This window comes from Gilliamella sp. HK2 (assembly GCF_001690265.1).
Taxonomy (GTDB): domain Bacteria; phylum Pseudomonadota; class Gammaproteobacteria; order Enterobacterales; family Orbaceae; genus Gilliamella; species Gilliamella apicola_C.
This window is the reverse complement of sequence record NZ_LZGV01000013.1, coordinates 50,464-63,155: the sequence shown is the minus strand read 5'-3', so window position 1 is coordinate 63,155 and position 12,692 is coordinate 50,464. Positions and strand designations below refer to the sequence as shown.

10 protein-coding genes are annotated in these 12,692 nt (G+C 36.9%); 8 read left to right on the top strand and 2 right to left on the bottom strand.

Translation table 11 applies throughout. The annotated features are described in order from the left end of the window. Positions 1 to 250 precede the first annotated feature (250 nt). The gene (gene yccS / locus A9G45_RS00745; protein WP_065568502.1) at positions 251 to 2,386 is read right to left on the bottom strand and encodes a YccS family putative transporter; all 2,136 of its coding nucleotides are present in this window, start codon (positions 2,384 to 2,386) and stop codon (positions 251 to 253) included. Between the two features lie 979 nt (positions 2,387 to 3,365). Between yccS and A9G45_RS00740 the strand changes: the two genes are divergently transcribed. Next, the gene (locus A9G45_RS00740) at positions 3,366 to 4,988 is read left to right on the top strand and encodes a hypothetical protein (protein WP_141673555.1); all 1,623 of its coding nucleotides are present in this window, start codon (positions 3,366 to 3,368) and stop codon (positions 4,986 to 4,988) included. Between the two features lie 523 nt (positions 4,989 to 5,511). Beyond that, complete coding sequence (locus A9G45_RS00735) at positions 5,512 to 5,838, top strand: Grx4 family monothiol glutaredoxin (protein WP_065566300.1); 327 nt, start codon at positions 5,512 to 5,514, stop codon at positions 5,836 to 5,838. Positions 5,839 to 5,923: 85 nt separating this feature from the next. Here the strand turns inward: A9G45_RS00735 and rnt are convergent, their stop codons facing one another. Continuing rightward, on the bottom strand, positions 5,924 to 6,592 hold the full coding sequence (gene rnt, locus A9G45_RS00730; RefSeq protein ID WP_218056980.1) for a ribonuclease T: 669 nt from the start codon (positions 6,590 to 6,592) through the stop codon (positions 5,924 to 5,926). 235 nt (positions 6,593 to 6,827) lie between these two features. Between rnt and A9G45_RS00725 the strand changes: the two genes are divergently transcribed. The 6 genes from A9G45_RS00725 to A9G45_RS00700 all read left to right on the top strand — a co-directional run bounded on the left by A9G45_RS00725 (position 6,828) and on the right by A9G45_RS00700 (position 12,607). After that, positions 6,828 to 7,586: a Nif3-like dinuclear metal center hexameric protein gene (locus A9G45_RS00725; RefSeq protein ID WP_065566281.1), complete on the top strand. Its 759-nt coding sequence runs from the start codon at positions 6,828 to 6,830 to the stop codon at positions 7,584 to 7,586. A 96-nt stretch (positions 7,587 to 7,682) separates the two neighbouring features. Then, positions 7,683 to 8,561 (top strand): 4-hydroxy-tetrahydrodipicolinate synthase, encoded by an 879-nt coding sequence (gene dapA, locus A9G45_RS00720; protein ID WP_065566282.1) that lies wholly within the window; start codon positions 7,683 to 7,685, stop codon positions 8,559 to 8,561. A 39-nt stretch (positions 8,562 to 8,600) separates the two neighbouring features. Beyond that, positions 8,601 to 9,353, top strand: coding sequence for an outer membrane protein assembly factor BamC (bamC, locus tag A9G45_RS00715; RefSeq protein ID WP_065566283.1), 753 nt, complete (start codon positions 8,601 to 8,603; stop codon positions 9,351 to 9,353). Between the two features lie 69 nt (positions 9,354 to 9,422). After that, positions 9,423 to 10,133, top strand: coding sequence for a phosphoribosylaminoimidazolesuccinocarboxamide synthase (purC, locus tag A9G45_RS00710; protein ID WP_065566284.1), 711 nt, complete (start codon positions 9,423 to 9,425; stop codon positions 10,131 to 10,133). Further along, complete coding sequence (locus A9G45_RS00705) at positions 10,133 to 10,588, top strand: DUF441 domain-containing protein (RefSeq protein ID WP_065566285.1); 456 nt, start codon at positions 10,133 to 10,135, stop codon at positions 10,586 to 10,588. Before purC ends, A9G45_RS00705 begins: the two co-directional genes overlap by 1 nt. 3 nt (positions 10,589 to 10,591) lie before the next feature. After that, positions 10,592 to 12,607: a tRNA(Met) cytidine acetyltransferase TmcA gene (locus A9G45_RS00700; protein ID WP_065566286.1), complete on the top strand. Its 2,016-nt coding sequence runs from the start codon at positions 10,592 to 10,594 to the stop codon at positions 12,605 to 12,607. The last annotated feature ends 85 nt before the right edge of the window (positions 12,608 to 12,692 follow it).

The window sequence follows — 12,692 nt, the reverse complement described above, 5'->3', positions numbered from 1 at the left end:
ATTTTATTGAAGTTTTTTTGGTGCAATTGCTTTCTCATCCTAAATCATTTTAAAGTCGTTAAAATGGTTGTTATTGATGCCAAAATGAATCGCCAATGCATTAATCGTAAAAATGATTAAACTCTATAAAAAGTAAAAGTGGTGATTCAATTCGATAAATTAATCAATCGTTTTTTAGTAAGTAAAGAAATAATGAAAAACGTTATAAGAAAATTCGCCTTGCTTTAGTGTAACCTTGCTTTAGTATAACTTAGCTTTTTAGGCTACCAGCCAGAGCGATTAACTCTGGCAGAATATCTAAAATTAACACCAACTGTTGCATAACTAACAAATCATTATTGGCTAGATTATCATTGATCGAGAGCGTTTCAATATAATCTGTGGTCGATTTTTTTATTAATTGATATTTTTCATCCAGTTTTTTATCTGTTAACAGATTGATAATATACACGGATAGATCGTCAAACAGTTCAAGTGTGTGGGGCGAAATCCCTTTATCTCGGTGTGCGCCTAAGGTAGAAAGATAACTAATCAATGTATGATTAAGGGTTAATAAACGAAATCCTTGATCAATAACAGTTGGGTTCATATGAGGCTCTTTTGTCATCAAACTAATTAAAGATGATAAATCGGCATTGCTATCATGAGCGGCTCGCCTTGCTAATCGATATTGCGGATCGTTGGTTTTTCCTGATAAGTACTGGCTACCAATTAGCGCTAAATAATGGCTGTCATCATGACAAACTCGATCAATCAATTTCGGTAAGTTTCTAAATTTCCAATCAGGCCAAATAAAACTAACGGCAAACCACGCAATAAAACACCCTATTAAGGTGGCAATAATGCGTGAAATAGCCACCGAAATGCTACTTTCACCAATCAGGCTAAAGCTAAAAAATACTAACAATGTAATAAAGGCGGTGGCGTAAGCATATTGTGAATTTTTAAATAAAAAGAATAACCAACCAGTAATGATAATTAACACTAACTGCTCTTCAACGCTAGGAAATAAATATGTAAGAGGAATGCCAATAATAATACCTAATAGAGTGCCGATTACACGTAATTTTAATCGGTGTTTTGTCGTTGAGTAATTAGGCTGGCAAACAAATAGGCTGGTTAAGATAATCCAATAGCCATGAGTAAGTTGGAAAAAGGAAAGTACCATATAGCCAACAAATAAGACAAGGCTCATACGAATTGCGTGGCGAAATAATGCTGATTTAACCGTCAAATTACGTTTAATTTTGCTAAAAATATCATGAAAGCTTGTTAACTCTTCGTCAACTAATTGGTTATCTTCTTGTTCTTTTGATAGATGTTGCTCAGTATCAACATTGGCTAATAATAGATCAATAGATAGCAAGTTTTGATATAAGCTTTGCAAAGATTTAACCAATAATGCATTGTTTTTATCACGAATTTGATATTGTTTGATAGCTTCTTCAAGGTACGAAAAGTAATGCACAAACAGGGGATCGTGCTGATAAGTTTGATTTAGCTTAATTGACACAGCTAACTTAGTGCAAGCTTTGCCTTGCAAATTTAAAATACGGGCAAACCGAAACAAAATATCGCTATGCTTAAAATGCTGGCTTAAGGTTTGATAATTGCTATGTGACGAGCTAGCCCGCTCATGAATATCTTGTGCGACAAAATAATAGTTAAGCATCTTTTTGACAGAAGATTGCCCTCTGTAACTCTTTAGTCGATTAAACAGTGTGCTTTTGGTTTGATTAAAAGCATTAACCAACTGATTATTGCTATTGGTCAATTGTTGTGTTTGTTTGATAAAATGATTGGTTTCATCGGGATCAAACATGGCCGCTTTATCATCAAGATATTGTGCCAACTTTAAAAAACAGTAAGATAAGCCTTGTTGTGTTGTCCGAATTGGTTGAATCATTGATTCTATAAACGAAACAATACTATACCAAAGTGTTCCTAACAACAAAAAACAGGGTAATGTATAGTTATCTGTATATAAATTATGCCCAAGCATGGTATAGGCAGCAATCAAAAGTGACCCAAAAGCAATGACGCCATAACGTTGCCCAAGCGTACCTAGCATAATAAAAATAAATGTTGAAGACATCAGCCCCACAATAAACAATGCCGGGTAATCAAATAACCATTCGACCGAAAAAGTCGCAATAGAAAAACAGAACAATGTCAGTATGATATTAATACAGCGACTTAATGGGCGGGTGTCGATTTCAGTTAAACCTGCCGCGACAACGCCAAGAGTCAGCGGAATAACCAGCGAAGTGTGCCCTAAATACCACGGAACCAACGTCGATCCCGTTAAACTAATTAACATTCGAAGACTAAAAAGAAGATTACTGCTGTAAAAGACTTTACGTAAAGTCAAAATGAATGCGTGCACGGTGTATACGGTTTAGTGTGAGTTGAAATGGTGGTTGGTAGCATACTATATTGTCGGGATTTGTGGAAGAGTAGGCATAAATTGTCATTCTTTATAAGGCGAAAATAAAAAATTAAATAAAATCAATGGTTTTTATGACTAAGTTTTCATCAAAAAAATTCGCCCATTTTTACCATTACTAAGCGGCGGTTGGTTTTTTTGACACAATAATATGCTAAGAATCAATCATATCTAAAAGTCACAATAAAAACTTCCATTTAAAATAACGAGCTTAAAACGCTTTAGCCTAATTATTTTAAAAGGTACGCCATCCATTAAAAAATTTACAAAAAACTGACGAAAAACGGGCTAAATTTTTTTGAAAAGTAACAATTTCAATTATTGAAAAACAATCTTATCAAGTAAGTGGTAAACCAGAAAAATAAAAAAAGGTTTGTGTGGTAAGTGAAATGTGATGCTGTATTATTTAGGGCACCAATGCTAGTAGTCCAATGCCTTGATTGCTACCGCCTTTTTCTAAATCGTCAATTCAGTTAAGAATTTGTGGTCGATATTTTGCTGGTATCCCTATTCTCTTTTATTTTAAAAAAATGCCAAGAAAAAAATCAATAAAATCAATGGGTTTTCTGAATGATTTTTTAGGCTGACAATAGTTTATTTTAAGGTTTGTGGGGTTTAAGGTGTTTTAAGTTTTGTCAGTAACGTGTGTTATTAGTGAAAACCTATGAAGCGTTAATCTCTTAAACGTATCCCATAAAATCGAATAGAATAATGCGATTTCCCACAAAGCCAATTCTTAAAAGTCGTTACGCCATTTATTATCAATAATTAAACAAAAAACAAACAAAAAATAAACAAAAAGGTAGCAAAAAAAATTTTAGTGGTTATAATTTCGCTGTTTAAAAACTAAACTAGACAGTGATATTACACGCAGAAAAAAATTAAAATAAAACAAAAATCACGAGATGGGTGAAATGTAATGCAGTATTATTTTAGACACTGGATGTCCTATATCTTAACTTTTGTAGCTAGTTCCAAAAATTGCTTTTATGCACGCAACTTAATTAAATTCACAAAACTGTCTTTTTCGTTAAAGAAAAAATTGCTATCGCCACGCTTCTTGTTGCCGTTGTTGCTATTATGTTCATTGGATGGGCAGGCATTATCCGCGCAAAGCACAAAAGTAATACAAGGTAGTGCGCCGTATTTTACGTATGATGGTGGGCAAACGAAGATCTCAACCACCGAGGAATTATTAAGTATTAAGCTATCAGACGGTCAAATTATCACGCCACAAAAAAATATGTCAAGTCCAACAAATCCCATTGAGTTACCGCAACTGGGTGATAGTTTTAGTGATATTGCTATGCTCGTTCCAGTGGACGTGAATTCAATAGCGCTAAATGCATTACTCGACCCGCCATATCATTATTGGGGCGATGATGATGGCGACGGTCAAGACGCTAATGGGGCTAGCGCAACAGGGACTTTAACGGTTGATATCACCGATAAAGATGATAATGCCGTGAATCGTAATACGGTATTAAATATATGTGATGCACCTTATAAAGTAGTATTAACAAGCAGTGACGGTAGCTTAAGTACACGTTATGGTATGCCCAATAATAGTACATTTGATAGTGGTAGTGCTGTTTACTATATCAAACCAAAGGGATCAATCCGCTGTCATTATGATGATATCAAATACGTAAGACCGAATTTATTGAATAGAAATTCGACACCAAAAGGCGCATTAGGCATTTTTGAGACTGTTGGTCATTCTTATCAGTTTGATCTTTTTGGTAGCCTGCACACCGACAATGATAGAGGCGGATTTTTAGTTCAATCAACTAAGTTGGCTACATATGAACAAAATTTTCCGACAACAGGCGCTAATGGGCTGTATTTTTATTTAGATATGGATGATGATGTAAATCCAAGCGAATTAAGTTGGCCTTCGGTAAGTCAGGGGGGGATAACCGCTAGCATGACAGTAGAGCAGCCAAAACCATCAGCAGGTAACGGTTATCACTTTGAGCGTTTAGGCGGGGTAAAGGTCACCCTTACAGGTCCTACGGTAACGGCAGCTCAAAGACAATCTAGCAATCCAGGGACAATAGCTAAGCCAACTTTACCGCAACTATTTGTACTAAAGGGTTATGATAAAAGTAATAATGTGGTAATTAAATATGGATTTGTGTTGAAGCAGTGGTTTGTTCATCGTGGTACAAAAGGGACTTCCTATTCTGACTCATTAGCATGGTGTAATAGTTTGGGTTATCGTCAGCCAAAACTTAAGGATATAACCAATGCGAAGTGCGGTATTATTAATTCCCGTTTCCCTTGTGTAAATGGCATCGATGGAGCAGTGCCAACATCAAACGCTTGGGGGCGTCAGCGTAATATAGGTGCAAGTTTTAGTTCTGAGTGGGGGGATGTGAGTTCTTATACTGATTCTAGTTTTTTCAACGACAATTACGATTGGCATTGGACTAGTGACATTTTCAATGCAAGCAGCCATTTTGTGGTAAGCCCAGCGGAAGCTACTGTTGATTCCCGCGGGAATGGCGACAATTGGTATACCTTGTGCACTTATCCCTAGCGTTGGGTATTGATAAAAATTCTAAGTTTGCAAAAAGCAATATCAAATTCGTTTAAGCAAAGTCAGTAAAGCGCCAAACGTTCTGTAGTCAGGTGGCGCTTTAGTTAATTACCCCCCCAGTTAAGCGCTTTTGTAGTAGCAAGTGTAGTAGCAAGAAAAGGGATTGTTAATCAAATGACTAACTGTCATATTATGGTTAAAAAATAACGTTAAAAACCTCACATAAAAACTTCAAATAAAAATCAAGAATAAAATCAATAGGTTTTCTGACTGATTTTTGATAATAAAACGTATTAATCTTTTGTTAGCTTAAAAATTCTTTTGCTATTTTTTACTAATGAGAAGTAAGTCTTAAAATGATACGGTTAATCATAAACAGATGCTATTTATTGTTCCTTGTTTGTTTTAAAAATGTGCATTAAACAATGGGGAATTAAGATAGCAGTGGGAACAATATCCATTGTACGTTAAAATAGTCAGTATTATTACGAAAAATGATAAAGGAAATCGTATGACCACTGAAATGACAACGCTCGATAAAATCAAAAAACAAATTGCCGATAATCCAATTATTCTCTATATGAAAGGTTCGCCAAAATTACCAAGTTGTGGCTTTTCGGCACAGGCGGTGCAGGTTTTATCACAATGTGGAGAACCATTTGCCTATGTTGATATTTTGCAAAACCCAGATATTCGTGCCGAATTACCTAAATTTGCTAATTGGCCAACGTTCCCACAATTATGGGTTGAAGGCGAATTAGTCGGAGGGTGCGATATCTTACTAGAAATGTTTCAAGCTGGCGAGTTGCAAACACTTATTCAACAAACTGCCGAAAAACATAAACTTTAATTTCTAAATAGCATTAAGCGTGCAGATTAAGCGCGCTTTTTTATCGGTAATTTTTTGTTATTGTGTTGATGAATGCTTCGTGTTACTAAGTATTTTCACAATCCATGATTGACGTTACTTCTCTATCATCTATAGCTGTTAAAGGCCATCCACCTAACGTTTTAAGTCGATTGACGATTTTGCAAAAGAGTATTGCAGTTTTTTGCGTATCGTATAGCGCGCTATGAGCTTGTTTATGATCAAATTCGATTTGTGCTACTTGACAAGCTTTGGCCAGTACGGTTTGCCCAAAAACTAAGCCACTTAGTGATGCCGTATCGAAGGTGGCAAATGGGTGGAATGGATTACGTTTGATATTTGAGCGTTCAGCGGCAGCCATTAAAAAACTGTGATCAAAGTGTGCGTTGTGTGCCACAATGACTGCGCGGGTACATTCGTTATTTTTTATGCCGGCTCTAACCATTTTGAATATTTCGTCTAAAGCGTGTTTTTCATCTACCGCTGAGCGTAAAGGGTTAGTCGGATCGATTCCGTTAAAAGCCAGTGCTGTTGGCTCTAAAATCGCGTCGCTAAATGGATTAACATTAAATTGCAAGGATAGATCTGGCTCTAGCCAGCCGTCGGGTGTCATTTTTAAAGTAATAGCGGCAATTTCTAAAATAGCATTGAGTTTTGGATCAAACCCTGATGTTTCTATATCAATAACAACAGGATAAAACCCACGAAAGCGTTCACATAATTTGGCGTTTGGCACGTTAATCTATCTTAATTTGTCAAAAAAAGACTATTATGACAGCTTTTGATTATTTCGCCTAGCATTGGCATTGAGATTTGCTATTGAATAGTTAATTTTAATGCGCTTTTATTGTGGCAAGGATTGTAGCCATTTTGGCAAAATAGAGATTAAAACGAACAAGAAGATGCGCTGATTGATTAAAGTGATTATAATCAATCATCATCATATAAATGATCTTAAAACCGAGTGAATTATGCACAACTTTGAATTAGAAAAGATAATTAATAATGAACTACAAATTACCCGTTATCGTGATTATGCACCAAATGGATTGCAAGTGCAGGGGCGCGAACAGGTGCATAAGATTGTGACTGGCGTGACCGCGTGTCAGTTATTATTGGATAAAGCGGTTGAATTACAAGCCGATGCTATACTTGTGCACCATGGCTATTTTTGGAAAAGTGAACCACAAACCATTACAGGTATTAAATATAAACGGCTTAAAACACTATTAACGCATGATATTAATTTATACAGTTATCACTTGCCATTAGATGGACACTCCATTTTTGGTAATAATATTGAGTTAGCTAATTTGTTGGGGATTGCGGTCGATAAGCGTAATGATATCGCTGATCTGCTTTTTACTGGCACGTTAAACATGCCACTGACGGCGCTACAATTTAAACAACACCTAGAGCAAGTGTTACACAATAATCAGCGACAAGTGTTATTTTGTGGTGATAATGCACCAGCAGTGATTAATCGTATTGCGTGGTGTAGTGGTGGAGGGCAAGATTATATTGAGCAGGCAGCGCAAAATGGCGTGGATGCTTTTTTTACTGGCGAAGTTTCGGAACGCACTATTCATATTGCGCGCGAGTATGGCATTAATTTTTATGCTGCTGGGCATCACGCTACCGAGCGTTACGGAATTAAAAAATTAGGCGAATGGTTAGCTAATAATCATGGTGTTGAAGTTATTTTTATTGATATTGATAATCCGGCGTAACAAAAGTTGAATTTACTTTAGAAATATCGCATACTTGTTCGCAGATTTTTTATTCTTTACGTTGTGTTATAAACCAATAATATGAGAGGTCATTTTATGTTTACAGGAAGTTTGGTCGCACTTGTTACTCCGATGGATACCAAAGGAAATGTTGATCATGTAAGCTTAAAAAAATTGGTTGAATATCATATTGCTAATGGGACATCGGCTATTGTTTCGGTTGGAACAACAGGCGAATCAGCAACACTTGATCATCACGAGCATATTGATGTTATTAAACGAACCATTGATTATGCTGACGGTCGTATAGCCATTATTGCGGGCACAGGGGCTAATGCAACTAAAGAGGCTATTGAATTAACTCATCGGGTTGAAAATATTGGTGTTGTAGGTTGTTTAACGGTTGCACCTTATTATAACAAACCTACTCAAGAAGGTATGTATCAGCATTTTAAAGCCATTGCCGAAAGCACCGCTCTGCCTCAGATTTTATATAATGTGCCAGGTCGCACCAGTAGTGATATTAAACCTGAAACGGTTGGACGCTTGGCTAAAATCAAAAATATTGTTGCATTAAAAGATGCAACAGGCGATCTTTCTAGAGTCTATCCTACTCGTAAATTGGTTGGACCTGACTTTAAGTTACTTAGTGGTGATGATTCAACATTTTTGGATTTTATGATTTTAGGTGGTGATGGTGTTATTTCCGTTACCGCTAATGTTGCAGCTAAAGCTGTTGCAACTGTATGTCAACTTGCTGCCAATAACCAAATTCAAGAAGCCCGAACTTTAAATGATACCTTAATGGCTTTACATCATAATTTATTTATCGAACCGAACCCAACTCCAGTCAAATGGGCTTGTGCAAAATTAGGTTTAATGCAAGATGCAACAATTCGATTGCCAATGGTATCACTCAGTGCATCATCGATCCCCGCAGTTGAGCAAGCGTTAAAAGAAGCAAATTTACTCTAATTAGTGTTGTATAACCTTTATTTTAAAAAGTAGATATCTATGTTAAATCACACATTGAACAGAACTTTATTTAAAAACAAAGCCATTAAAAAAGTGGCTGTTTTAACCATTATGACTTCTTTATTTCTTGTTGGCTGTGGGAGCAATCAAAACTATAAGCGTGAAGTCGATGGAAATGAAGATTACCTTAAAGCGCCTACATTAAAACCGTTAATTATTCCTGATGGCATTTCTGTGCCAGCTGAAAGCGGTGAATTTTATGTTAATAATTCTGAACTTAGCGGTGATTTAGGCAAACGAGTGGATATCCGCCCACCAATTTTACCGATTCCGACTATTCAAGAAGCCTTTGCAATTTATAATAACGGCGCGGTGACGTTTAACGTGCCATTAAGTTATAACGTGTGGGAGCGTATCCCGAATAGTTTAAGCAAAAGAAATATCTCCATTGTTAGTCAAGATCATAATACGCTAAAAACTGGCAAAGCATTTATGGTACGTGCAGATGAAGATCAAACCGTTGAAGCGGCTTATTCATTCAAACGACAATTAGTGGGTGATACCGAAACGATAGTGATTTCAACGCTTTCGCTAACACGTGGGGCTGATGATTTAACTTCGCAGCCTATTGAAGTACAGCGTTATGTTGTTGGCTTATTTAATGGCATAATGGATGATGTTGCACCAGATTCATTGCGCGTTGTACCACCAAAAGCGCAAAGTGATGATGCTGCGAAAGACAAGACCGAGGGCAAGAAACCCGCAACAGCCGTGAGTGGTGAAAATCAATAATAAGTTTGGAATTTAAGGAGCGAATAGCTCCTTAATTCTTTATTGGCAATTTGATATAAGGTTATAAGCATGAAAAAGTTGGCTGAGCTTTATCGTGGTAAAGCAAAAACGGTATATACAACCGAAAACCCTGATTTATTAATCCTTGAGTTTCGCAATGATACATCGGCATTTGATGGTTTACGTATTGAACAGTTAGAACGTAAAGGAATGGTTAATAATAAATTTAACTATTTTATTATGACTCAATTGCGTGAAGCAGGTATTCCAACCCAAGTTGAAGCTTTACTATCAGATAATGAAGTGTTAGTTAAAAAGCTACAAATGGTACCTGTGGAATGCGTGGTGCGTAATCGTGCAGCGGGATCTTTAGTTAAACGTTTAGGTGTTGAGGAAGGCAAAGTTTTAAATCCTCCTACATTTGAATTATTTCTCAAAAACGATGCATTGCATGATCCAATGGTAAATGAATCGCATTGCAAAGCCTTTGGCTGGGCTAGTGAAGATCAATTAGTTAAAATGAAAGAGCTCAGTTTTAAAATTAACACAATTTTAACTGATTTATTTGATAAAGCGGGGCTAATATTGGTTGATTACAAACTTGAGTTTGGCTTATTTAACAATGAAATTACCTTAGGTGACGAGTTTTCACCCGATGGTTGTCGTTTATGGGAAAAAGATACACTAAAAAAAATGGATAAAGATCGCTTTCGACAAGGTTTAGGTGGCGTAATTGAAGCCTATGAAGAAGTGGCAAAACGTATAGGTGTTCCTTTGTAATGTTTGCGCAGTTTGATATTTCTTTTTTTCTTCTTTTAGGGTTAGCCGCACTGTGTTATTTAACACATAATAACACAGTGACATTTGCAGTACTATTATTGTTATTATTTAAGCTAACGCCATTAGCTGTTTACTTTCCATTTTTAAATCAATATGGTTTAACTATCGGTATTGTTATTTTAACGGCAGCTATGATGGTGCCATTGGCGGATGGATCATTAAAGATTGGCGATCTTGCCAAATCGTTTACCTCTTGGCAATCTTTATTGGCAATCTTTGTGGGTATTTTGGTATCGTGGCTTGGTACCCGTGGTGTATCGCTAATGGGAGCACACCCAACCATTATTAATGGCTTAATTATTGGCACATTAGTTGGTGTGGCTTTTTTCAAAGGCATTCCTGTTGGTCCGTTGATTGCGGCTGGTTTGTTGTCGTTATTGATTGGAAAAAGTTAGTCTATGTACAACGCCAACAGCACAAGAACGCTATGGGTGCTACAGGGTGAAGCTAGGCAATTATTTGCACAACTTAGTCATATTATCGGTAATTATGCTGGAGATTGGCTAACGATCACCTCGCAGGCTAATTGCCCAAATGAATTTGTTTTTAATATGCTTCCCCCTAACCAAACAAAAAAGTTATTAGGGCGCCAGTTTCGACATGCTATATTTGATGCAACAGCAGGATTCAATCTTGATGCCTTTGCTATGCTGGTTGGCACACTCGTTAAAGGTAGTATGCTAATTTTGTTATTACCTAACAACTTTTCCCGTTGGCATGATCAGGACAGCTTGCGCTGGAACGAAAATCCAACCGCTATTACTGTACCTAATTTTATTGCACATTTAATGCAGACCTTGGCGGAATGTGGTTTATCTTCTAATTGCAGATATTTTCCCCAACCCGCGACATTCTCGATTCCATCTTTACCCGTTATTACCGAAAATTATTGCGATTTAACCGAACAACAAAACACGTTAAAGCAATTGTTAAACAGCAATAAGCCTATTAGTGTTGTAGTTGCCAAACGTGGGCGAGGAAAATCAGCATTAGCTGGGCAGTTTAGCCACTATCGGCGTTGCATTGTTACTGCACCCAATAAATCAGCATTAACTACCTTTTTTACTTTTGCTAAGCCGAATACCCCCTTTTTTGCTCCTGATGAATTAATTGCATGTTCTCATAATAATTTTGCGGATTATTTGATTATTGATGAAGCAGCAATGATCCCTTTGCCAATGCTAAAAAAATTGCTACAACAGGCAATTGCCAATAATAGCCGAGTGTTATTAACTACTACAGCTGAAGGTTATGAAGGTACTGGGCAGGGCTTTTTGTTGAAATTGTTGTTAGACAATTCATATCAATATTTCTACCTACACACACCTATTCGTTGGCATGCGGGTGATAAGTTGGAGCAATTTAGTGATCGGTTGTTGTTAAATGGTTTATTAGAGCAAAAAGCTGGCTCCGAGCTCAATGTGTTATTAGCACAATATTCAAAGATTGAACGCAATGATATTAACGCATTAAGATCTATCTTTTATTTATTAAAAATCGCGCATTATCAAACCACATTAACGGATTTAAGGCGCTTGTTTGACGCACAAAACTTGTCGGTTTGGCAGGCGACAATTTGCAATGAGCAAGTTGCTGCAGCGCTCACCGTTGATGAAGGTAACTTGCCCGACATTCTGATCGATGAAGTGTGGAAAGGAGCTCGTCGACCTAAAGGCAATTTAGTTGCGCAATCGCTTGTTGCACATGCGGGAGAACGGTTGGCAGCTAAACTGCGTTCGGTTAGAATTAACCGCATTGCGGTGCTAAGCACCTATCGGCGCAAACATATTGCCAGCCAACTTATACAAACCCTATTTTATCATGCTAAAACACAGCATAATGATTTTTTGTCAGTCAGTTTTGCTTATAGCCCGACTAATTATCAATTTTGGACTGCTTGTGGATTTGTTTTGGTTCACGTTAGTAGCCATAAACAGGCAAGTAGTGGCAGTTATTCTGTTATGGCGCTTAAACCACTAACTGAATCTGGATTGCATTTAACCATTAAGCTAGAGCAAAAACTACAGCGCAACGCATACTGGCTTAAAGATATCATCGATTTGCCTTTCAGCGAGATGATCACAAAAGACAGTAACGCCATGCTTTCACAAGATTTAGATGGGCAAGATTTAGATGAACTGGCTGGATTTGCTTACTATCACCGACCGTTTGAAGCGACTTATGCGGCGCTGTGCCGATTGAATCACTATAATCAAACCCACCAGCAACCATTATCAATGCAGATATTGTCAGCATTGATAAAAAACAAAAATAATCAACCATTGATCGTGAATTTATATCAACTTGCGGGTAAATCAGCGTTAATGCAGGCCATTAAGCACGAGGTCAAAACATGGTTGGTAAGGCAAGGCGATAATGTGATTTTTAACAAAATACCCAATAAAGTTAGCTGATCATTATTGCAGACCCCTATGGGGTATGTTTACAATGATCATCATGTTTCAATTTAGTTTGTTTTAACTCAATTCGTTTTTATTA